At 36.8% G+C, this 22,198-nt stretch carries 17 protein-coding genes, 1 tRNA gene and 2 pseudogenes; 9 read left to right on the top strand and 11 right to left on the bottom strand.

The features are described from left to right. Window positions 1–711: 711 nt before the first annotated feature. Complete coding sequence (locus ACFILO_RS04570; protein ID WP_375677917.1) at window positions 712–1,551, top strand: DUF1460 domain-containing protein; 840 nt, start codon at window positions 712–714, stop codon at window positions 1,549–1,551. A gap of 1,292 nt (window positions 1,552–2,843) precedes the next feature. Here the strand turns inward: ACFILO_RS04570 and ACFILO_RS04565 are convergent. Continuing rightward, window positions 2,844–3,752 carry a cation diffusion facilitator family transporter gene (locus ACFILO_RS04565; protein ID WP_375628783.1) on the bottom strand — a complete coding sequence of 303 codons (909 nt, stop codon included), beginning with the start codon at window positions 3,750–3,752 and terminating at the stop codon, window positions 2,844–2,846. Between the two features lie 766 nt (window positions 3,753–4,518). Here ACFILO_RS04565 and ACFILO_RS04560 point away from each other — a divergent pair. After that, window positions 4,519–5,329 (top strand): annotated as a pseudogene (locus ACFILO_RS04560) (TrmH family RNA methyltransferase). A 280-nt stretch (window positions 5,330–5,609) separates the two neighbouring features. On the opposite strand, the gene mnmA reads toward ACFILO_RS04560, so the two are convergent. Then, the gene (gene mnmA, locus ACFILO_RS04555; RefSeq protein WP_375621388.1) at window positions 5,610–6,833 is read right to left on the bottom strand and encodes a tRNA 2-thiouridine(34) synthase MnmA; all 1,224 of its coding nucleotides are present in this window, start codon (window positions 6,831–6,833) and stop codon (window positions 5,610–5,612) included. A 390-nt stretch (window positions 6,834–7,223) separates the two neighbouring features. Here mnmA and ACFILO_RS04550 point away from each other — a divergent pair, with 390 nt between their 5' ends. After that, window positions 7,224–7,499 carry a DUF1153 domain-containing protein gene (locus tag ACFILO_RS04550; protein WP_273790817.1) on the top strand — a complete coding sequence of 92 codons (276 nt, stop codon included), beginning with the start codon at window positions 7,224–7,226 and terminating at the stop codon, window positions 7,497–7,499. Between the two features lie 139 nt (window positions 7,500–7,638). Here the strand turns inward: ACFILO_RS04550 and ACFILO_RS04545 are convergent, their stop codons facing one another. Next, a complete protein-coding gene (locus ACFILO_RS04545) occupies window positions 7,639–8,025 on the bottom strand; it encodes a flagellar export protein FliJ (RefSeq protein WP_375606932.1) in 387 nt (128 codons plus the stop codon). Window positions 8,026–8,588: 563 nt separating this feature from the next. Here ACFILO_RS04545 and ctrA point away from each other — a divergent pair. Beyond that, window positions 8,589–9,290 carry a response regulator transcription factor CtrA gene (ctrA, locus tag ACFILO_RS04540; protein WP_273790819.1) on the top strand — a complete coding sequence of 234 codons (702 nt, stop codon included), beginning with the start codon at window positions 8,589–8,591 and terminating at the stop codon, window positions 9,288–9,290. Between the two features lie 223 nt (window positions 9,291–9,513). Here ctrA and chpT read toward each other — a convergent pair whose 3' ends face one another. After that, complete coding sequence (gene chpT, locus ACFILO_RS04535) at window positions 9,514–10,152, bottom strand: histidine phosphotransferase ChpT (RefSeq protein WP_375677916.1); 639 nt, start codon at window positions 10,150–10,152, stop codon at window positions 9,514–9,516. Window positions 10,153–10,366: 214 nt separating this feature from the next. On the opposite strand from chpT, the gene ACFILO_RS04530 reads away from it, so the two are divergent. Genes ACFILO_RS04530 through ACFILO_RS04520 form a run of 3 tightly spaced genes read left to right on the top strand, consistent with a single transcriptional unit; the run spans window position 10,367 to window position 11,633 of the window. After that, the gene (locus ACFILO_RS04530) at window positions 10,367–10,963 is read left to right on the top strand and encodes a DUF1134 domain-containing protein (RefSeq protein WP_375677915.1); all 597 of its coding nucleotides are present in this window, start codon (window positions 10,367–10,369) and stop codon (window positions 10,961–10,963) included. Between the two features lie 27 nt (window positions 10,964–10,990). After that, window positions 10,991–11,377: a hypothetical protein gene (locus ACFILO_RS04525; protein ID WP_375611956.1), complete on the top strand. Its 387-nt coding sequence runs from the start codon at window positions 10,991–10,993 to the stop codon at window positions 11,375–11,377. Next, a complete protein-coding gene (locus ACFILO_RS04520) occupies window positions 11,367–11,633 on the top strand; it encodes a hypothetical protein (protein ID WP_375611955.1) in 267 nt (88 codons plus the stop codon). Before ACFILO_RS04525 ends, ACFILO_RS04520 begins: the two co-directional genes overlap by 11 nt. A gap of 324 nt (window positions 11,634–11,957) precedes the next feature. Here ACFILO_RS04520 and ACFILO_RS04515 read toward each other — a convergent pair whose 3' ends face one another. Together ACFILO_RS04515 and ACFILO_RS04510 are read right to left on the bottom strand one after the other, a co-directional pair. Further along, window positions 11,958–13,076, bottom strand: coding sequence for a DegT/DnrJ/EryC1/StrS family aminotransferase (locus tag ACFILO_RS04515; protein WP_375677914.1), 1,119 nt, complete (start codon window positions 13,074–13,076; stop codon window positions 11,958–11,960). A gap of 49 nt (window positions 13,077–13,125) precedes the next feature. Next, window positions 13,126–14,082, bottom strand: a complete 957-nt coding sequence (locus ACFILO_RS04510) for a Gfo/Idh/MocA family protein (RefSeq protein ID WP_375677925.1) — start codon at window positions 14,080–14,082, stop codon at window positions 13,126–13,128. A 164-nt stretch (window positions 14,083–14,246) separates the two neighbouring features. Here ACFILO_RS04510 and ACFILO_RS04505 point away from each other — a divergent pair. Continuing rightward, a tRNA-Met gene (locus tag ACFILO_RS04505) sits at window positions 14,247–14,323 on the top strand. 539 nt (window positions 14,324–14,862) lie between these two features. On the opposite strand, the gene ACFILO_RS04500 is transcribed toward ACFILO_RS04505, so the two are convergent. The 5 genes from ACFILO_RS04500 to ACFILO_RS04480 all read right to left on the bottom strand — a co-directional run bounded on the left by ACFILO_RS04500 (window position 14,863) and on the right by ACFILO_RS04480 (window position 18,870). Next, on the bottom strand, window positions 14,863–15,864 hold the full coding sequence (locus ACFILO_RS04500; RefSeq protein ID WP_375677924.1) for a phage late control D family protein: 1,002 nt from the start codon (window positions 15,862–15,864) through the stop codon (window positions 14,863–14,865). After that, on the bottom strand, window positions 15,864–16,118 hold the full coding sequence (locus ACFILO_RS04495) for a tail protein X (RefSeq protein WP_375677913.1): 255 nt from the start codon (window positions 16,116–16,118) through the stop codon (window positions 15,864–15,866). Before ACFILO_RS04495 ends, ACFILO_RS04500 begins: the two co-directional genes overlap by 1 nt. 5 nt (window positions 16,119–16,123) lie before the next feature. Further along, entirely contained in the window at window positions 16,124–16,576 is a 453-nt protein-coding gene (locus ACFILO_RS04490; RefSeq protein ID WP_375677912.1) for a phage tail protein, read from the bottom strand. A 25-nt stretch (window positions 16,577–16,601) separates the two neighbouring features. Continuing rightward, window positions 16,602–16,976, bottom strand: a complete 375-nt coding sequence (locus ACFILO_RS04485; protein ID WP_375677911.1) for a hypothetical protein — start codon at window positions 16,974–16,976, stop codon at window positions 16,602–16,604. A gap of 763 nt (window positions 16,977–17,739) precedes the next feature. Then, window positions 17,740–18,870 (bottom strand): metallophosphoesterase, encoded by a 1,131-nt coding sequence (locus ACFILO_RS04480; RefSeq protein ID WP_375677910.1) that lies wholly within the window; start codon window positions 18,868–18,870, stop codon window positions 17,740–17,742. Window positions 18,871–20,235: 1,365 nt separating this feature from the next. Between ACFILO_RS04480 and ACFILO_RS04475 the strand changes: the two are divergent. Beyond that, window positions 20,236–22,050, top strand: a pseudogene (locus tag ACFILO_RS04475) (autotransporter outer membrane beta-barrel domain-containing protein); the annotation flags it as partial. Window positions 22,051–22,198 lie beyond the last annotated feature (148 nt).

Below are 22,198 nucleotides of genomic sequence, written 5' to 3'. Positions count from 1 at the left end.
ACTCCCTTTTCCTTTTAAAAGTATTCTATACTGTATACTTTTCACATACAAAATAATAACAAAGTAAAAATTTAAGTAAGAGTCAAGATAAAACTATAAAATTACGTTTTAATTGGTGTATCTTTAGTTGCTATCTCATTGTCAAAGAATAAAAATTTTTTTGCATTATACGAACAAAATATTTGTGCGACAAACTCATGAACAAAATTTCATGAAACACAGAGTATTTCCAATAGTTTTAGAGACATTACGATGAATTTTATCAGACATCATTTTCCCCTCTCATACCACCGTTTTCAGGAATCTCAATTCCATTGGATACGTTAGATATACTATAGTAATTGAAACCTTTTAAAAGATAAGCTCTTAAAAAATTTTCTTACCCTCAGAATATGCTATAAAGTTAAAGCAGCAACACCAGAATAGCTTAACAACGTAAAAAGCTCATCATATTTTTAAAAATATTTATTTGACAATAATTTTGATTAAAAAATAAGTATATTATAGAGAAAAATCCTTTAATTCTATAATCTTAGAAAAGATTCATATCGTTTGCAATTTGTGGAACCTTATTTTATCTTTATATTCATTGATACTCTTAATGATTATATGCTAGCATTAAATCTAAAGATGAACATGATAAGCATTTAAAAAAATAGCACTTTTAGAAATAGTTCGTCATGAATTTTTAATTCAAAAATGGTGTATAAAATGCGAAAAATATCCCTATTAATTCTCATATTAATGTTGGTAACAGGATGTGATGTTCAGGATTCTGATTCACAAGAGAGTATTTTAGAAAATAAAATAAAAACACAACAAACAACCAACGTAAACCTAGATCCCTATACTCTAAATAAATTAAATACTCTTCTCAAAAAACGTTCAGAAACAAATTATCAGGAAAAAGGGGCACTAATTGACTTTCTTTCTGAAGCTTTTTTAGGGACACCTTACCAAGCAAATGTGTTACATGGCTCAGAAAATACACCAGAAAAACTGATTATTGACTTTAGAGGCTTAGATTGCTTCACTTATCTGGATTATGTTGAAGCATTGCGCAAATCAACATCCCAAACAGAATTCATAAATAACGTCATAAAAACACGTTATATTAACGGTAATGTTCATTTTTTAAATCGGAAACATTTTTTTACAGATTGGGCTTATAGAGAATATAAACTCGCCACTGATATTACCGCTGAAATAAGTCCCCATGCGGTAAAAATAGAAAAATATCTCAACAAAAAAGCTGATGGTGAAAGCTATCTACCAGGGTTGCCAGTTGTGAAACGCACGATAACGTATATTCCAAGTAACTTTATTAATGAGGAGGTTATAGGTTGTTTACAGTCTGGTGATTTCATTGGTATTTATACGAAACTTGCTGGATTGGATGTAACACATGTGGGCTTCTTTATCATGACAGATAAAGGGCCAATGTTAAGAAATGCTTCTTCACGAAAAGAAAACGAAAAAGTCGTTGATTCTCCTTTTATGAATTATGTTGAAAAAACACCAGGAATCATTGTTTTAAGAGCTCTTGAATAACATCATAGCGATATGAAATATCTTCTCTATTCTTAAAATATATACTGTCGTTATTCAGGTAAACATCTAACTTCGTTCAAGCTATACGGATATAATATATTTGTTTACAGTTTTAAGAGAAAAAAGTCGTTTTGATCTAACTTTGTTTATAGGTATGACAAAATCATTTTTGGAGAAATCACGGATTTGTAATCACTTTTACTGGTTGAAAGATTAAAGACAGAAAAGACTCTATTATAGTATCACGCTTTCCTTTCATATTCTCAACCAAGAGTTATCTTTAGATTACCGCTAATCTGATCTTTACGAATATAACGCAAAAAACACAAACGAACGTTTGTAAAAATAAGTAAAAGTAAAGCCAGATATGTTTGGTGTTGTTTCATAAAGTATTTTATAAAAATTCAATCTACCTCTCTAATTTATTGCATATAAATTTTTGACTTTATAGCATTGTTTTCCTTATAAAGTCTTTGCTTTTTGTTATTGTCTATCAATTAAAATAGCTCTAATGTAGAAGCATATTTATGATTAGGATGCACCAATACTGTACGAGTCCTTGTAAAATTTTGATGCCAGATTGGAATGAAAATATGAAAGCATCAATTAAAACCAGTTTCTATCTTTAGCATCATTCTTTAGTTCAGCTTTGCGATTTTCTACAGCAACGACAATAATATCCTTCAAAGAGTAGAGACATGAGCATTATTTTTTTTCATTCTTTAATGAGTCCCCATCCTTCATGCAATAAAGAACACTCTAAACAGAATCCATTGTATCGATAAAACAATACATTTATTAGCAACAATAATGATGATTAATCTATGATCACAAAATTTAAAACCCTATTCATAACTTTTATATAAAATTTATAATTAAATCTCATTAAACTTATTACGAAGGCTTCACTCCTCTTCGCCCTAAGAGACGAAACATCTACTCCCAACAGTCTGTAAACAATCCGTTTTCTTAAATGGATTTAAGCTGCTAATCATTTCATGAGATTCACTTACAAAAGAATACAGCGGTAAGTCCTATTTTGAATATTTACTTCATACTCTAAAAACACTTAATAGATCAAATTTTATATGCCTTATCTCACCACACCTTAAATGACAGTGTTTTAACGAAATAGAATAAATCTTGCCTTAAATACTCTGTTTAACCTTGTATACTTGATTGATGCAAAAATAAAATCAACAAAAGAGCATCATCGTATTTTCGAGAGGTATGAATCGCTCCATCATAAAAAACAGCCCTTATAACATAACAGACAATTCGAAAAAATCTTTTTATATAAAAGGGATCACCGTTGTACCAGGAGGCAATTTTGCCTCATCTTCAGGCTCGACATGAATAGAAATACGCACATTATCAAATTCTTTTTGAAGAACAGCTTCGATTTTATCACAAATTTTATGTGCTTCTCCTACCTGCATTATAGCAGGCACAACCAAATGAAACTCTATAAAAGTAACCCTCCCAGCAACACGCGTCCGCAAATCATGGACCTCAAGCGCACCCGATGCATTTGCAGAAATCAGCTCCCGAATCCGCATGCTTTCATTCAATTCAACGCCAACATCCATTAATCCCTGAACAGCACTTCTAATCACCTTCCAGCCCTGTAAGAGAATATTAACGGCAACGATTATCGCTAAAATTGGATCTAAAGCTCCCCATCCTCCGACAAAACCAGCAATCAAACCAATTAAAATTGCAAGCGACGTAAAAACATCAGTTATAAAATGTACTCCATCAGCTTTAAGAGCCGGTGAGCGATGGAGTTTTCCCTGCCCAATAAGAACCATTCCCCACATACAGTTTATAACAGTTGCAATAAGATGAATAGCAAGCCATATTCCAGGCTTCTGCAACAATTTAACGGTAGAAAGAGCTATCCATGCTTCTCTTAAAATAACAATTGCCGCAATAATAATGAGTACCCCTTCAAGAATTGCGGAAAAATATTCCGCTTTATGATGCCCAAAGGGATGATCATGATCTGCTGGCTTCATACTCACTTTAACAGCCCACCATGCTGCTAATGACGCAAGAATATTAACGATTGATTCCAATGCATCAGAATAAAGTGCAACCGAACCTGTGATGTGATATGCCCAATATTTCAAAGCAAAAACAATACACGCAATAAAAATAGAGTATAAAGTTAAGCTTTGTATATTGATTTTTACATCCATGAACCTCATCCTTTTCTTCACGAAATAGGGAATTAATATTTTCAACCATATCATTATACTTTTGGCATAACGACGATCTTTCCTCAATATTACAGAAGCTTCATCATACAATAAACGCCTCAGCTCACCATTATTATCGTAAAAACTGCTCAGTTACACGAACAGCACCAATAAATAAAGAAGAGAGAAAATAATAGAAAGAAGAGTTTTCCCAAGAGCAATCAAACACATAACCTTCATTATTAATCGTTTTCTGAATAACTTAAAGCCATCTCACTTCTCATAAACGAAAAACTTGTTTTTGCTCAAATCTATCATGATCATGCATTATTTTTCAGTCTTATGATGTGCATTATAACCCATCTATAAGCCATCTTTGCACCTTAGAAAAAATATCTTAGCACTCTACGGTAATCTTACAGGTCAATAGGATTTTAAAATATGATTTACTAAAAAATTTAGATATAAAAAGAAGAATAATGATTACCCTCAAAAAAAAAGAATCTGGGCATTGGGGACCCAGATTCTTTTCCCTTAGAAATTAAGGGCATACAGAACTTGGGAAATAGCGGGGACCCAAGACACTGCACCCGATACAAGAAAAATATATGATTCCGTATCAGTATTTTTACATTATACCTATGGTTGTATATTGTCAACATAAATTCTACCATAAGTTTTAAAAAATATTTTTTTATCTCTTCTTTTTAAATAAAACAAATTCTAACATCTGGAAATCATAAGAGAAAAGCACTAAAAATCTCGCATGCATTTGAATATCATAACAATCAATGAAACAGATGATTCACGCCTAAAAGCCTATCATAATATCCGTGAAAAAGATCTTGTTGGACGGCAACATCAATTTATTGCTGAAGGCAAAGTAACATTGTCCGCATTACTACACTCAAAAGAGTTTTCTGCCATCTCACTGCTCATCGTAGCAAACCGTCTCTCTGGACTTCTACCGCTTTTAGAAAAAACACAGCCCCTATGTCCCATTTATTGCGTTCCACAAAAAGTTATGGATAATATCACCGGCTTCCATGTTCATCGTGGTGTTCTGGGTATTGGTAAACGCAAAATACTGCCATCTTTACAAAGTTTTTTACAACATCTTCCAGAAAAAGCTTTGATTCTTATTTTATGTGGTATCTCGAATCACGATAATATGGGATCAATTTTTCGTAATGCAGCAGCCTTTGCCAGTAATGGCATTATTGTCCGACAAAACCTCATGCGACCCACTTTATCGCAAATCAATAAGAGTGTCTGCCGGCGCTGCTTTAAAAGTACCCTATACGCAAAACGCTGATATAGATGACATTATAGCTGCTCTAAACGATGAAAACTTTCATCTTTATGCACTCTCCCCTTCTGCCTCACACACTCTCAAACAAGCCAACAAAAGCAAAAGAATAGCACTTATTTTTGGAACAGAAGGCGATGGCTTACCACTCCACATACTACAACAATCAAACACCTTACGTATTCCCATGACTGACGGTTTTGACAGCCTTAATGTTGCCACAGCCTCAGGTATTGCACTTGCTCATTTTACCAACTTTGACCACTAAAGATGATAACACTTCAAGTTATAGAACATACCCAATGTTGTATGTTATCTACCAGTCTCCAATAATATTGCCGTTCCCTAGCCTTTGAAAGCATTGATAAAAAACATTTTTACATTTTCTTTATCATCACTTTCCACACCCTAACCCCGCTTATGACGTGCAGAAGATATAATTTTGATGGATTCAATCATAAAACAAACTTTCAATGAGAAAATCTTCCGGAAGTCTCTCATTCAAGTTTAAGATTAAAAAATATCATTATAAATCAATTTACTATGCTTTATAAAGCTGTTGTTTTTAGTTCTGAGGAAACAGGATCTTTTGTTTCGAGATTGCATAAAACGCGCTTCAACATCATTTCAGTATCAGCTGCACGTTCTGAATGTGTTACAAATCCTCCCCCAAGAATACGCGCCTCATGACCATTTCCATCATAAAGAACGCAAGCTTGCCCTGGTGCCACACCATTTTCACATTCCAATAAATCAACGGAAAAAATACCTTCTTTATAATGTAAGCGCGCAAGGTGAGGAGGACGCGTTGAACGCACCTTTACAGCCACCTCAATACCTTGAGAAGGGAAATTATCTAACGACTCATCACCAAGCCAATTCACATCACGTAAAAAAAGCTTATGCGTTTCTAACATTTCACGCGGTCCAACAATAACACGTGCATTTTCCACATCGAGATAAACCACATAAAGCGCTTCACCCGTTGACACCCCAATACCACGACGTTGACCAACCGTATAATTAACAATTCCCGAATGTTTACCTAAAATCTTTCCATCAATATGGACAATAACGCCAGGATTAGCTGCTTCTGGACGCAGTTTTGCGATAACATCTGAATATTTTCCTTGTGGAACAAAACAAATATCCTGACTATCATGCTTATTGGCAACCACAAAGCCCATTTCTGCTGCCATTTCACGAACGCGGGCTTTTGGAAGGTCACCAAGTGGAAAACGCAAATAATCAATCTGTTCTTGTGTCGTTGCAAAGAGAAAATAACTCTGATCACGATCATTATCGAGAGGACGAAAGAGTGCTCGATGCGCTCCGTTGGAACGCGAACGAATATAATGTCCCGTAGCTAAAGCATCCGCCCCCAATTCGCGTGCCGTTGCTAATAAATCAGCAAACTTAACCGTTTGATTACATGCAATACATGGTACTGGGGTCTCTCCATGAGCATAACTTTCTGCAAAAGGATCAATAACAGCTTCGCGAAAGCGCTTTTCATAATCAAGAACATAATGCGGTATTCCTAATGTTTCTGCAACGCGGCGTGCATCCTCAATATCTTGTCCTGCGCAACACGCCCCCACCCGATGCGTTGCTTCCCCATGATCATAAAGCTGCAACGTAATGCCAATAACATTATACCCTTCCTTTTTCAAAAGACCTGCAACAACCGATGAATCAACCCCCCCCGACATTGCAACAACAATGCGAGAATCCTCAGGTTGTCCTGGTAAATCAAGACTGTTTAAAAACATGTATTCATTCTCTATTTAATGCTCTGTTTAATGGCTAGCCATATGTTGACATTCTGATGCACGCTCTTTAGCACTTTTACACGATTAATTGTCTTTATATTATTTTTTTATCCTTTCCACAACCATAGGCATTACTTTCTTAAAAGCTGCTGCAAACAAAAAAAGAATGATGGAAATAAGGCATAATGGTAATCGTTTAGGAGAAAACCTTTTTTCTCTTTTGAAAAATCCGGTAAAATATTGCAAGAATCTCTTCTACACACTTCAACTTGAGCTTCTTTTTACATACCCAATCACTTTATTAATTTTTTCTTTCAGCGCTTTTAGCTCTTTTTTAAATTTCATGCTCTATAAACGAATCAAGTCCTTGACTAAAGGTAGAGGATACGAATGAGCAACTTGATAAAAACACAAATGAAATATGTTATTGGGCCAGATGGAAGTCCGCTTACAATTGCCGACCTACCGCCGCAAACAACACGGCGCTGGGTGATTCGTCGCAAAGCTGAAGTTGTTGCGGCTGTCAGAGGTGGATTGTTAAGTCTTGACGAAGCGTGCCACCGTTATACTTTGACTGTAGAAGAATTTCTTTCATGGCAAAGTTTAATCGATGAACACGGTTTAGCGGGATTACGAACGACCAAGATTCAACACTACAGGCATTAAGTTGCCATTGATTAATAACATAAAGCAATCTATAAAACAGCCAAACTTGATAAAAGTTTGGCTGTTTTATACTATATCCAAAAGATAAACCTGAAAGAATGGATTTTTCAATAATTGCTTTTATCATCCAGCCATTAAATTAGCCAACCATTGAATTAGATTGAATCAAAATATCCTTATCATCCGCAGCAATCTTCTTTTCTCGTGCTTCCAAAAGCTGTGCACGTTGCAGCTCTGTATTAGCTTCATGGAGAGCAATTTCAGCATTTGTTTTTTGAAGTTCTAAATCACGAATTGAATTGATCAGATTATCACGTCTTTGCCGCGCTGCACGCGCAAAAGCAGAATAAGCAAAATGGTGAACATCATTGTTTCCAGATTTACGTTCTTCATGAGTAATCTGTGCTTCCAACTCTAACACCATTCGTTCAAATTCTGCGATCATCATCTCAAGCTGTGCAATTTCACGGCGCTTTCCACGCACTTGAAACATCCTCAATCGCACCATATTTTCTCGTGGCTTCATACTCACTACTCCTTGATTGCGCCAACTCAAAACTCGCATTCACACCCAATAAATATCTCTTAGTTATATATCTATCCGACAAAAACAGTCTATTAACTTGAAGTTATAATAATTTTTGCCTTGCATTAAAGCATCTGAAAATACAATCTGCTTTAAAGAGCAATAACTATTTCTTTAACTTTTCCCCCATTATAAACTGAAGAGGTTTAAAGCTCTGTAAATAAACACTGAAATTGTAAAAAAGTAATTTATAAAGCTCTTTTACAAATTTTTTTAAGTTAAAGTTTATAGAAAAAGCCCTCCTTTTTTATTATGTTAAAAAATATAGGATTTTTCTAAAATAATTTTGTAGCCTCTTTCAAAAATAAAAATATTTTGTTAACCACTATCATGGATAGTGGGGAATTTAGTAGTGATTGTTACGCGTACTACTGAAATGTTCATAAACGCTTTGTTATAAGTGTTTGATTTAATGAATTGTTTTTATAACAGTGGTTTTGCTAACTGATATAAAATAGAAATGCTCCTTATGATTCGTGAAGGAGCAAAGTGAGGGATCTAAAATGCGCGTATTATTAATTGAAGATGATAGAGCAGTTACTCAAAGCATTGAGTTGATGTTAAAGTCGGCTAACTTTAATGTTTATATCACTGATCTGGGTGAAGAAGGTATCGATTTAGGAAAACTCTATGATTATGATATCATTTTGCTTGATCTGAATTTGCCTGACATGTCAGGGTATGATGTCTTGCGGACTCTAAGGTTGGCAAAAATAAAAACTCCTGTCCTAATCCTTTCTGGTATGAATGCCATTGAAGACAAGGTTCGTGGTTTTGGCTTTGGAGCAGACGACTATATGACGAAGCCTTTTCATAAGGATGAGCTCATTGCACGTATCCATGCAGTTGTTCGTCGTTCAAAAGGACATGCACAATCGGTTATTGTTACCGGAGATCTCACCGTTAACCTTGACACAAAAACTGTCGAAGTTGCAGGGCGCCCTGTTCACTTAACCGGTAAAGAATACCAAATGTTAGAGCTTCTCTCTTTACGTAAAGGTACCACCCTTACCAAGGAAATGTTTCTCAATCATCTCTATGGTGGAATGGATGAACCAGAACTAAAGATTATCGATGTTTTTATTTGTAAATTGCGGAAAAAATTGGAAGCAGTCTCTTCCAGTGTAAATTACATTGATACAGTTTGGGGACGTGGTTATGTATTACGTGATCCAGTTGAAGAGAACGTACGAAAAACCGCTTAAGCAGTGAACATGCACATTGTAAAATCTCGGAGTGTAGCGGGCCGAGATTTTTTCCCGAGATCTTTTCTCTGTTAAAAGTAGAGAACTCGCACACTAAAAATCTCATATAGAAAGCGCTTAAAGCTTAAGAAGTAACCACACCCAATTTACACATATAACCTTATCGCTCATAAGTTCAATCGAAGCCACTTTTCCCAACACAGCTTAAGCGCTTCTCTCTTATTCAAAGCTTTTTTACACTTTCTAAAACAATACAACCATCACTTTTATCAATATTTATTTTCATCTCTGTCATCTGAGCAAGTAACATTGTGTAATAAAATTGGATGACATGTGCATCAATAAGCTCTTCTTGAACTTCTCCACGAAATAACGCAAGAAAATGAGGAGGTATACGGAGAGTTCTACCGAAAACCTCAAATCGAAAAGAACGTTTATTTTCTTCTTGCAAAATCATAACAACAATTTCACCACCACGAGAAACTGTTGCGTTTGCAATCAATAATAAATTAAGCAAAAGTTTAACTTCATCTTTTTCTAACAATAAAGAAGAAGCTTGCCATTTTAAAGTTGCTTTTTCTTCTTTCATATATTGTTGAGCAACCTGCTCTGCAGTCCGTGTATCTATTTGTCCTCCACTTGCACCAGCAAAACCAAAAGCCAATCGCGCAAATTGTAGACGTGCAGCAGCACTCGCAACAGATAAACGCACCAATTGTAAAGCATCTTCTTCAGCTCCTCCTTCATCATAAAGCTCCATTGCATTTTGAATAGCCCCCACAGGTGAAATCAAATCATGGCAAATACGACTACAAAGCAAAGCAGCAAGATCCATAGGTTTCAAAGAAATATCTAACGTCATAATGATTGAAAACTCCTAGATTCAAAAAAACAAACTTTATTTTAAAGAAAAACTCTTAACATCTGATGCATAATAGGAAACATTAACAATCATGCTAAAAAATTCAGAAATAAATTCAAGAATTTAAATAACCTTATATCTTATTTTTTATTTGAATAGAATGAAATTTCTAATATTATCTTTTTGTTTATCACTAATAAAAGGAGAAAACTCCATGGCTCTCTCTCTGCTCAAATACTGGTACAAAAATATTATATCTTTAATCTTCCTTTTATTCATCACCATAAACGCTACACAAGCTCGACTAAAACCAATAGAGCAAAACGAACCTCATTATTCACTCCAAGAAATTATTGATTCTGGTCATATTTTTTTTGGAAAAACAGCCAGTGGTCTGGCTGTTGCAATTCAAAATATTTTTTCAAAATACGGTTATCCCAATGCCTATATTTTAGGAGAAGAAGCTTCTGGTGCCTTTTTTGCTGGATTAACCTATGGCGAAGGAATGGTTTTTACCAAAAGCTATGGTCAACATAAAGTTTTTTGGCAAGGTCCCTCAGTAGGATGGGATTTTGGCGGCCAAGGCTCCCGTTTAATGATCTTAGTTTACAATCTTAATGGCATAAATAATTTATGGAGACGCTATGGTGGTATTTCAGGTTCGGCCTATTTAATTGCAGGTGTTGGTTTTCATGTCCTAAAATACCATAATACCTTGTTAATCCCAATACGTACAGGAGTCGGCGCACGCCTTGGTATCAATATAGGATATTTAAAATTAACACATAGACCGACATGGAATCCGTTTTAAACGGTTTCTTATTTGAAAAGGGGTATTATGCTTATTCAATCATTTCTTTTTTTTATACTTGGAGTTGCTTTCACTTCCTGGTTACTGGTGCTTTTATCTCCTTTTATTTGGCGTAAAGCCGTTCATTTTGCGTATAAAGATGTTTGTGCGAAAATGCCATTATCACTCGCGGAAATAGAAGCAAATCACGATTTTCTTCGTGCACAACATGCTGTAGAATTAGCAAACAACCAACAAAAGTACGAATTTTTGCAAAAAAAATATGTCCAACAAAAAATACAACTGAGCCAAGTAACAGAACAATTTTATCGGCTATGCCTCCCCACAAAAGATACTCTCACCAAAGAAGCGATAGCAATCAAACAAAATATCGCCACACTACACACTTCCAAAGGAAAGACAAATGATGCGTGAAAAAGTCGCACACTATCAGCAACGCTTACAAAAAATCCAAACTCATGAGCTGGACACGACCGCTAACCACCAATTGCTAGAAGAACTCCGAGAAGAAACAAAAGAACTTGCAGCAACATTGGCAGCTCAAATAGCGCTACAAGAGGGGAATACATCACCCATCAACACATTGATTCAAAAATCCAAAAGCAAAAATGACCTAGCCTCACGTATTCGCCAAAAAATAACTTTTCTCTCCAAAAGCCCTGTTAAATAAGTTATCTTTTAAAACACCTTAAATGAAGAGTAAAATCAACAAAGGTTCATTGTAACTTTCATAACCCAAATCCTTTTTACTAAACGTGACTTTTTTGCTAAGCTAAAGGACAAAGTTTCTTAGCCCATACCGTTCTGTTAAAAAATATCTTCTTGTCTAGAAGCTTCACTTTCTAATCATATCACCGCTCTAAAGGACAACATTTCATAGGTCCTAGAAAGGAAATAATACCAAAACATTGGCCACACACTCTAACAAAAAATACCTTCTAAGATGGATCACCAATAGAGCTTTGACCATAATTTTAAGGATAAAAACACGCTCTCAAGAGTGATAAAAATCTCTTATTTTTTTGATAATCATATCCTGATCCGTTTGTGTCAAGTAAGGATGCATTGGTAAACTTAAAACACACTCTCCTAAAGACTCTGAAACAGAAAGGGAATCTTTTACATAAGGGAAGTGTTTATAAGCTGGCTGTTGATGTAAAGGAGTTTTATAATAAATCATTGTAGGGATAGAATTTTTTTGTAAAAAATCTTTTAATTTATCCCGTTCTTTTACCTTAATCGTATATTGTGCATAAGCAGAACGAATATTTTCTCCTATTTCTGGAACTGTAACAATATCTCTTAAGCCATTGGAATAGCGTTGAGCAATTTCTACACGCTTTTCCATTTCATCTTCAAAAATCGCAAACTTTTCTAGTAAAATTGCAGCCTGAATGCTATCTAGGCGCGAATTCATACCAATACGTACATTGTCATATTGCGTTTCACCTTTACCATGAAACAAAATAGAGCGTAAAAGTTCTGCAAAATGATCATCATTGGTCATCATAGCGCCTCCATCACCATAACATCCTAATGGTTTTGCAGGATAAAAACTTGTAGCAGCCACATCACCAAAAGCACCACACATAGTATTATCGCTTCTCCCCCCCATAGATTGAGCAGCATCTTCAATTACAAAAAGATTTTCCTTTGCAGCCACTTGAGCAACTTGCACATAGTCAGCAGAAAGCCCAAATAAATCAACGGCAATAATAGCCTTTGGCTTTAGACGTCCCTCTTTTTTTACCATTTCGATAGCGTGAGAAAGTTTTTCAACATCAATATTGAATGTATCAGGTAAAACATCGACAAAAACAGGTTTAGCCCCCACCAAAGCAACCACTTCAGCCGTTGCTGAAAATGTAAAACTAGGACAAAAAACAGCATCCCCTGGACCAATATTTTTAGCCATAAGAGGCATCTTCAAAGCATCTGTTCCATTAGCACATGCAATCACATGTTTAACGCCAAGATATTCTGCTAATTTCTCTTCAAATTCTGTTACTTTTGGCCCCAAAATATACTTACCACTAGCGACTACATGCGCAATTGCAGAATTAATTTTATCTTCAATACGCGCACGCTGCGCCCCAAGGTCGATGAATTGCATATTAACTCCATTGATCATCACAAGAATGCAAAAGCGCTACCTATCTCTTTTATCTATCATAATTGACATCAGCAGCTGTTAAAATCCGTAAAATCGCAATAGCATCATCACCATTTGTACGAGGTGATTGACGCGTTTCAATACAATGAAGGAAATGCCGTAATTCGCAAGTAAGCGGCAAATCTTCACAAACATCAATGTAATTCAGCTCATCCATGCTAAAAGCCCACTCTTGATTTTCTTTCCAAACGGCAAAATGGTGCATTGCCAATTTACGACTCCACGGTTCCATATCATCAAAAACGAGTATAGCCTTTGTTCCAACAACAGTTAAACGCCTCTCACGATAAGAACTCAAGCGTGAAGTAAAAAGATGACTACGCACACCATTTGGAAAAATCATATGAATATGAGAAAAATCAGAAATCTGATCAACGACAGCAGCCCCCTCACCGCGAATTTCGCAAGGTTCACATCCTGTCAACGCCAAAATCATTGAAAGATCATGAGGGGCAAGATCCCATAAAGCATCACTGTGTGTGTGAAATTTTCCAAAGCCTAATCTATGAGAATAAATATATCGCACATCTCCCACATCTCCGTTTTTCACCAATTCACACATTTTTTCAAAAGCTGGATGAAAACGCAAAATATGGCCCACCATAAAAACTCGCTCATAGGCCTCAGCCTCCTGAACTTGGCGTTTAGCATCAGAAACATTCAAGGCTATTGGTTTTTCCACCAAAACATCTTTACCATTTTTAACAGCACGGAGCACATTTTGCGTATGCAATTGTGGCGGCAACGCTAATACCAGCGCATCAATATCTCGATGAGTAAAAAGATCATCTGGTGTAACAACCTCTACACCATACAGTGTTGCAAAACTAGCAGCACGATCAATATCAATATCAGAAACTGCTGCTAAAGCCCCGAGAGAGTGGAGTGTCCGTATATGATTTTCACCCCAATGACCGCATCCTAAAACCGCTACACGTGGCACCATTTTCATGCCTTACCTTACCTTATCATATGAAAATTACACTTTTACATATCGAGGATAAAATAGAATGACAAGAGAAAAGCTTAAAAACGATGCTTGACATCTTACTATTCTACCCCTTATATCCGCAAAAGATGTAATTATCGACAATTATGATTGCTTATTTTGGCGGAGTAGCTCAGTAGGTTAGAGCAGAGGAATCATAATCCTTGTGTCGGGGGTTCAAATCCCTCCTCCGCTACCATTGCTTTTTTATTGTGTGTAGCTTGCCAGTGGTTTTTGTATTGTAGCTTGTGTGTAGCTTGCCAGCGGGTTTTGTATATTTTGCCACTAGGTTTTGTACCAATTTATTTTTTTTCAAAGAGTTTTAAAGTGGTTCTCAAAGGATCTTCAAAGATCATTTAAAGCCTCTTTTTCTTTTCTGCTCAAAATCACAATTTGAGATGATCAATCAAATTGACTGATAATTTTTCTGTATCCTAAGCACATTATTCAGGACATTATTAAAAAGAGAAGCGTCTAAGGAATTCGGTCAACTTGACCAAATTGCTCTTCAGTCTGCAATTGTGCAATGTTTGCACCATTGATCCTTTGAGGAATTGGGTAAACATTACCCTATTGCTGTACTCATGCAATTGGATCAACTTGATCCTATTTCTCGTTTTAGCAATTGGTGCAAGTTGCACCTATTCCTTACCTCCACACCAAAGTGCGAACTTTTGATTTTGGTATCAATACTCTTCAACACCGATCAAAGGGTCAAGTTGACCCTTTGATTTTTTGTCACTCAGAGGTTTCCTTTTCTCCTGCCTCTTTTCCCTTGTTTGGTGCCTCAAAGGTAATTTCTGTGGTGTATCCACTTTGTTTTTCATAGCAGTGGGTGACAGTGGAAGCTTTCCATGGCCCATTGATTTGCCCACGAAACCCTTGAAGAAGCAGAGGTTGATCCGCCATGATTTCTGGTCGCCCCGCAAGAGTCAAAGAACCACTGCCCACAGCACGACACAACCTGTCCGACTCGGAAGCAGCAGCAGCTCGTGCTTCCTCCTCACAAGTGTAACAAGTCCGTAAACGCCGCACGAGAACGCTAAACCCTGTCTGATGCTTGACTTGGCATTGCTGCCCTTTTGAGCGATCAAAATAAGCAGCTTCAATGGTGCCATATTGCGTGCGTGGCTCTAATGTGAATTCCCAGTTAGAACAGTCATACTTATGGATGTCGAGTACTGGTAAATTGTCACCGCTTAAAAATAAAAACTTATTGTCCTTGATTAAAAAACGTGCCCGCATGCGGTCGGCAAGGCGGGTTAAAAAATCAACAGCCGATTGATCTGTACGAATCACATAAGGTAAAGTTTGTTTGGTGAACTGAGGACTGACCTTTGCTTGATAGCCATGGCGTTTGGCCAGTGTCTCAACAATCTCAGCAACAGTTTTGTGATCAAAATGCTCACTCACCTGTTCTTTAAGCTCTTTACGCATCGAGGCACTTTTGCCACAAAGGCGCAAAATCTCTCCATCACTGCCCCCACAACTTACAACCGATTCGACAACAAAACGCCCCATAAAAGCACTGATGCTGTTCTCATAGCCAAAGATCACCTGGAGAGCGTTGCCCGTTTGTGGAACCTCTAAATCATTGCCATTATCATCAAATTCTGCTTCAAATGTATCGGCTTCATTACCGGCATGGTCCGTAATGGTTGCGGTTAAAAGACGCTGATAAAAAACCTCATGAACAGGTTTGTCTCCCACCTTGACCACAATAAAAGGGTGTGTACGCATTAATCCCATAACCGCTTCACCATGCTTTGGGGATTAGACAACACAAATTCAGGCAGAATGACCTTTAAGCCCCGCGGTAAAAACACACCATATTTGGCAATCTCTGGATTGGCTTCCAGTGTGGCTTCTAAATAGCCGTTTAGTCCCCCAACTTGGATGCGGTCTCTGAACACAGCCATGGCATGGTGAAAGCAGAGGAGATCGAGGCTCATATCCTCTAGCTCTACAATAACGCGCTTTTCTGGTATCTTCATAGAGTTTATCCCTCTTGGATTTGTCCCACCTGGTATTGTCCTTGTGGTTTTCCGCCATTAAAAAAGGGCAAGAGCGTAATGGAATAGCGGATGCGCTGGGATTGACCAGAGCGACTGATATAGTCGTGGTCTTTATTGATCGTGGTGATTACTACGGGTCCATGGAGAAGGACACTATAGGTCGTATCATTGATCCAACGAAGCATCTGGACCGGCTTTGCTCTTCGGATAGTTGTAGTGATGGCATCAATGGCTACACGGTCACCAAACTCTTCTGGAAACCAAACCCCATGAATGGTTTTTGCATCATTGCCATAGCCGGTAAATTGCAAACTGGGTGCCTTGCCAAAACGCTCCATACAAACCCATGAGGCAGAAAACTCTTCTTCAAAGGATTGGAAATTCAGCCAGTCCACGTAAAAGAGATGTGGACCTAACATCAGCAAAGGATCTCTCATAGACGCCCTCTCCTTGATTGTATCATTACTCTGTCCCGCCATGCAGCGCATTAGCGCGTGCCCGTTGCAAAGCATGGGCAACCGCACGACCAGTGGCCATGGGTTCACGCGCCCCATTAACATGCACTGTGACATTTTGATTGTGTGTGATGGGGGAACGGTCTTTGTCTCTTTGCTCTCTCGCAGATGAATTTACAGGAGAAGCCCCCGCAAATTGTGCAATCGGTTGAATGGCTGTTTTACCCCCCAAAAAACTTGGCAAAAACTCTCTTACATCAATGGAACCAATCCACCCCTTAATGCGGCTAGGCAAAGATTTACAAAAATCCATCAATTGTGAGATAGACGACATAAAGCCATCGACAATCGAATTAGCCAGATCTTCGCCCGCTTGTTCCATACCAGCCTTGGCAGCATCAGAGAGCTTTTCGCGGGCAAAAAAGCTCTTTCTAAACTGGAACTTCTTAAAATTCCCTTTTTACACCTCTCTCAAAGCAAAGATAAAACTGCCAAAACACGTGAGAGTCATCTAAGGATAATTGCATGAGACCATAACAGCTATAAACAGACTCCAATATTTGTATCATATTATTGTAACGATTTACTTACGTATAAAAGAAGAAGATAAAATTGTAATACAACTAAAAGTTCATACGGTTAATCAAGAGAAATTATATAGCATCACAAAACATCAATTGTTTGAAGATTATAAGTAAAAAATTGATCAAAATAAAAAGCTTTTCTTATGAAAAAGAAAAGAGTTGCCCATGAGTAGATATTATAAACTCTAACAAAGGGCATAACTTGATAATTATACCGCAACAAACTAATAGAAACAGCCTTCTTGATAATTCTGGACAACATGTGCTAGCAAATTATGAACACACCCTTGACAAACTCCCCTTTCTTCAAAGATGAAAGCCTAAAAAGAAAAAATAGAATAACAAACCATTATTCTGCTTTGTATTAAAGCTCAGTTCACATTAAACCATTGCACTTATAGCGTATAACCTGAAATCTTAACAGCTTTGAAAAAGATATAAAAAAGATGTCTGATTTTTCACTCTATTCCTAAGTAACATTTAGACACTCCTACTGCTCTTCAAGTCCGCACATATAATACGTTTTTTCCCTCATGCTTTAAGACAAAGAAACAAATCCTATTATAACTTACTGCAACTTGCCGAAAATTGGGTGTCTTTCCCTATAACACCAAGATCTTTAATTAAAAGCGGTTTTCCTATTTCTCCATTATAGGCTTTAACGTGAATGGTCTTGCCTTTCACATCTATGAGGTAATAATCTCCATTAAAAAGCGCACCAGCTATATAGATAGGGATATTTCCAAAAACCTTATCATTTTTCGCACGGCAATAAGACTGATAATGCGTGTGACCCACGAAGATTGCTTTAACATTATGAGAGGTAATAATTGACTTAAAGACCGACAAATCTTTAGCATTCTTTTTACGAATAAAAAAGGATTCACCATCAATGGAAGCAGCACGCGCATCATGAAAATTAATGATTGTCACTTTACCTCTTGCATCAGCAGCAGCTAAATCATTCCTAAGCCAATCTAAAGATTTATTGATTTGCACTTCTGTAGACTGCCCCTTCAAACCAACCGTATAGCTTGGATAATTGTGAAGCTGCACATAGTGAACATCTCCATAATCCCAAGAATAACTCAAACTCCCCCTTATCGAGCGAATATTTCCACCCGAAATGGGAACCAAGCTTTCAGTAACATCTGCATTAAAATGCGATAATTGACTACGGTATTTTTTGATTTCCGATACCATTCTTGAAACTGCACTTATAGCACAAGCATCTTTGTAAAAGCTGAATTCTTGAGGATTTGTACAATTACCAACATTATTGGCATAATCGTGATTCCCTAGCCCCTCATAGACAGGCGTTCCAAGAGTTTTATAAACATTTTTATAATCATCATAGTTTTTTTGTTGTCCAAACTCCGTCAGATCACCATTGACAATATGGAATGCAGCCTTGTGCGCTTTTATCACACCAGCAACCTGCTCATTTATCTTTAACCATGGCTCTCTGTTTGATATTCCATTGGCATCACCAGAGTTTAAACGCCACGGTTGCGGATCAGCCATAATGATAGCAGTATAATTTTTTGTAAGAGACTTTTCTTTCATCGACCAATCCATGAATGCATCATGATAAAGCCTCTTGTCTCTTTTTATTTTTTCAGAATCAAGATTAAAACAACCAGAGAGAGTAAAAGCAATCACGGTGATTACCAATTCAACTTTATATCTCATAAACCTATCGCCATAAAAACGTTACATATTATTTATATTAAAAAATTCCTCAGAAGCAATTTTTTAGATTTTATTGTCAAAAATATGTCAAAAATTCGAAATAACGAAAGCAATAATCCTTCAATGAAGGTGCACTTTGATGATATAAAAGCACTGTTGATTTCAAGCCTTCAACTTGAAGCATCTTCATTGATTAAGATTTATAAGCTTGGGCTCTGGCTCTTTCAAATGTCATCGATACATCAACAGCTTATAAAAACTTAGTCGTATACTATTAAAATATCCCCAACAGGAGAAAGAATGTATTCTTATACTAGAGCACCCAACTCCTTTGGATATCAAGATCAAATATATTAGAATATTATGATAAATAAGGTATAACTAATCAAAAGTGCTAGCAATAGTGTTTGAGTATTACCGTCATCACTTACTTTGACAAGTTATAAAAATGCAGAAGTATTACAGAAAATACTATTATTACTTTATAAAAAAATAATATAACTTATGTAATTATTATAATAATATTTATAATTTCTATAATATAGATTTACAATAAATTTAATTATATAATATAAATAATTACAAACACATTGTGTGTTAAATATAAATTAATACAAATTTAATATCATTTGTTTTTTAATTTTGACAAAAAACCAAAAATATCTTACCAAATAAAGACAATTATCGAAATTAATAACAACTATCCATTTTCACTTCTTCTTATGAAGTTTGCGGGGAAATGAATATTTGGGGGCTCTCATAAGGAGAATACTGGTGTATAAAACATCCCTTTTATCATGCACGGCTGCGGCTGCTATCATACTATTCAACATCCAGTTCACTGCACATGCTGAAACTCTTGACGTTGCCAACGAAGAAAAAGATATATCCGGAAAAACGTACGAGACTATTTATGTAAAAGACAAAGGAAAAATCACCGGCAGTACTGTAACTGTAACTGGAAATGAAAACACAAATACAGACACAGGTAGCGATAAATATGTTGTAACAGTTGAAGGTTCTAACAGTGCGCTTGAATTAAATAGCTTAAATATTCAAGGCACTGATTCTGATGTTCGTTTCGGTGTTTCTGTAAAAGACGGCGCTAACATCAACCTAACTGGGGGGAACATTAAAACTTCTCAAACTGGCGTTTATATTGATGGTAGTAAGGATAGTAGAAATATACTGCAAAATGTAGTGATATCAGATAATAAAAATGAAGCATCATCACTCCTTGGAATAGAAATAAACAACGAAAGTTTTATCACTTTAGAAAATGTAACAGTTAAGCAAGCAGAAACTGGTATACTTGCGGATGTCGTTTCTCAAGTTATAGTATCCGGAGGATCATTCGAAGGTAAAATGGATGGCGTATATGCTATAGGCGGCGCCACCATTACTGTAGATGGCGGTACTAACATTACCTCATCTAATGGTAACGGACTTCATGCCATCGATGAAAAGAGCGAAATTATAATGACAGGAGGAAGCGTCACTGGAAAAGATACAGCATTATCTGTAGACGAAGGTGGTCATATTAAAGTCACGGGTGGTACTCTAACAGCTAAGGAAGATACCACAAGTGCACCTACTACAGAAGGGGATAACCCTGCATATAATAAGGGTACTAAAATTGAGAGTGGATTCGGCGCATTGTCTCAAGGTGAAAACAGTGTGATTGAATTATCTGATACAAAGATCAATGATGCGACAATCGGGTTAAAAACACAAGAAAGTGGCGCAATCGCAATGACTGGGGGAAGCATTACAGCGTCCAAAGTTGGTGCATTCTTTTTAGATAGCAAGAGCAAAGAAAACGAACTGAAAGATGTAGTGACATCAAGTGGGAAAGATGATGCGCCACTAATCAATGGAATCAAGGCAACTAACAGTAATGTCACTTTAAATAATGTAACAGTGACGCAAGCACAAACTGCCATAGATGCATATGATTCCACAGTAAAAGTTTTAGGAGGATCATTTGATGCAGAAAAAGCAGCAATATTTGCTCAAAACGGCGGCAACATCACTTTAACTGGCGGTGCAAAAATTACATCATATAACGATGCTGGACTCTATGCGGAAGGTTCAAAGTCCATCATCGAAATGACAGGAGGGAGCATTACAGCGAAAGAGGAAGCAGTAACGACAACATACGGTGGCCATATTACTGTTACAGATGTCACCCTAAAAACAAATGGTGATGGACTTGGTGTAGCTTCTGATGACCTTGGTAGCATGATTGAATTACTTGGAAAGACAACGATTAGTGATAGTGCAATCGGGCTTCAAGCACAAAACGGTGGTGTAATCAAGATGACTGGGGGAACCATTACAGCTTCTGCAGCTGGTGCTGGCTTCTTAAACAGTAACAGCCGTGAAAACAAACTAGAAAATGTGACAATATCGAGTGGTAAAGACGATGCGCCACTGAACTTTGGAATAAAAGCAGATAAAGGTACCGTCACTTTAAAAGATGTAACAGTGACTCAAGCAGCCGCCGGTATATTTGCAGATCATGATTCGACAATAACAATCTCGGGAGGATCATTTCATGCACAAAATACAACAATATCTGCTCAAAACGGCAGCGCCATCACTTTAACAAACGGTGCAAAAATTACATCATCTGATGATGTTGGATTATATGCAAAAGATTCAAACTCCTCCATCACAATGATAGAAGGAAACGTCACGGGAAAAGCGAGTGCTTTGGTTGCTGAAGATGGTGGTCATATTACTGTTACAGATGTTACCCTAAAAACAAATGATAGCGATAAGTCATTTGGTGTATTTTCTAATGGCGCAAATAGTGTAATTGAATTGCTTGGAAAGACCACAATTAGTGGTAGTGCAATCGGGCTTGCATTCCAAAATGATGGCGCAATCAAGATGATTGGAGGAACCATTACAGCTTCTGCAGCTGGTGCTGGATTCTTAAACAGTAACAGTCATGAAAACAAACTAGAAAATGTGACAATATCGAGTGATAAAGACGATACGCCACTGAACTTTGGGATAAAAGCAGATAAAAGTACCGTTACTTTAAAAGATGTAACAGTGACTCAAGCAGCCGCCGGTATATTTGCAGAGAATGATTCGACAATAACAATCTCGGGAGGATCATTTCATGCACAAAATACAACAATATCTGCTAAAAGCGGCAGCACTATCACTTTAACCAATGATGCAAACATTACATCATCTGATAATGTTGGACTCTATGCAGAAGGTTCAAAATCCACCATCACAATGACGGGAGGAACTGTCACGGGGAAAGGTAATGCATTGGTTGCTGAAAATGGTGGACATATTACTGTTGCAG

This window comes from Bartonella sp. AP72JLCBS, assembly GCF_042195705.1.
Lineage (GTDB): Bacteria > Pseudomonadota > Alphaproteobacteria > Rhizobiales > Rhizobiaceae > Bartonella.
Note: the sequence above shows the minus strand (reverse complement) of the source record. Positions and strands in the feature narration are given on the sequence as shown.

What these genes read in the sequence shown, in the direction of transcription:
- ACFILO_RS04565 (WP_375628783.1), bottom strand. Translation starts at nt 3,752, where the DNA reads ATGGATGTAAAAATCAATATACAAAGCTTAACTTTATACTCTATTTTT.
- ACFILO_RS04570 (WP_375677917.1), top strand. Translation starts at nt 712, where the DNA reads ATGCGAAAAATATCCCTATTAATTCTCATATTAATGTTGGTAACAGGA.
- ctrA (WP_273790819.1), top strand. Translation starts at nt 8,589, where the DNA reads ATGCGCGTATTATTAATTGAAGATGATAGAGCAGTTACTCAAAGCATT.
- ACFILO_RS04495 (WP_375677913.1), bottom strand. Translation starts at nt 16,118, where the DNA reads ATGAAGATACCAGAAAAGCGCGTTATTGTAGAGCTAGAGGATATGAGC.
- ACFILO_RS04510 (WP_375677925.1), bottom strand. Translation starts at nt 14,082, where the DNA reads ATGGTGCCACGTGTAGCGGTTTTAGGATGCGGTCATTGGGGTGAAAAT.
- ACFILO_RS04550 (WP_273790817.1), top strand. Translation starts at nt 7,224, where the DNA reads ATGAGCAACTTGATAAAAACACAAATGAAATATGTTATTGGGCCAGAT.
- ACFILO_RS04515 (WP_375677914.1), bottom strand. Translation starts at nt 13,076, where the DNA reads ATGCAATTCATCGACCTTGGGGCGCAGCGTGCGCGTATTGAAGATAAA.
- chpT (WP_375677916.1), bottom strand. Translation starts at nt 10,152, where the DNA reads ATGACGTTAGATATTTCTTTGAAACCTATGGATCTTGCTGCTTTGCTT.
- mnmA (WP_375621388.1), bottom strand. Translation starts at nt 6,833, where the DNA reads ATGTTTTTAAACAGTCTTGATTTACCAGGACAACCTGAGGATTCTCGC.
- ACFILO_RS04525 (WP_375611956.1), top strand. Translation starts at nt 10,991, where the DNA reads ATGCTTATTCAATCATTTCTTTTTTTTATACTTGGAGTTGCTTTCACT.
- ACFILO_RS04520 (WP_375611955.1), top strand. Translation starts at nt 11,367, where the DNA reads ATGATGCGTGAAAAAGTCGCACACTATCAGCAACGCTTACAAAAAATC.
- ACFILO_RS04490 (WP_375677912.1), bottom strand. Translation starts at nt 16,576, where the DNA reads ATGAGAGATCCTTTGCTGATGTTAGGTCCACATCTCTTTTACGTGGAC.
- ACFILO_RS04530 (WP_375677915.1), top strand. Translation starts at nt 10,367, where the DNA reads ATGGCTCTCTCTCTGCTCAAATACTGGTACAAAAATATTATATCTTTA.
- ACFILO_RS04480 (WP_375677910.1), bottom strand. Translation starts at nt 18,870, where the DNA reads ATGAGATATAAAGTTGAATTGGTAATCACCGTGATTGCTTTTACTCTC.
- ACFILO_RS04500 (WP_375677924.1), bottom strand. Translation starts at nt 15,864, where the DNA reads ATGCGTACACACCCTTTTATTGTGGTCAAGGTGGGAGACAAACCTGTT.
- ACFILO_RS04485 (WP_375677911.1), bottom strand. Translation starts at nt 16,976, where the DNA reads ATGGAACAAGCGGGCGAAGATCTGGCTAATTCGATTGTCGATGGCTTT.
- ACFILO_RS04545 (WP_375606932.1), bottom strand. Translation starts at nt 8,025, where the DNA reads ATGAAGCCACGAGAAAATATGGTGCGATTGAGGATGTTTCAAGTGCGT.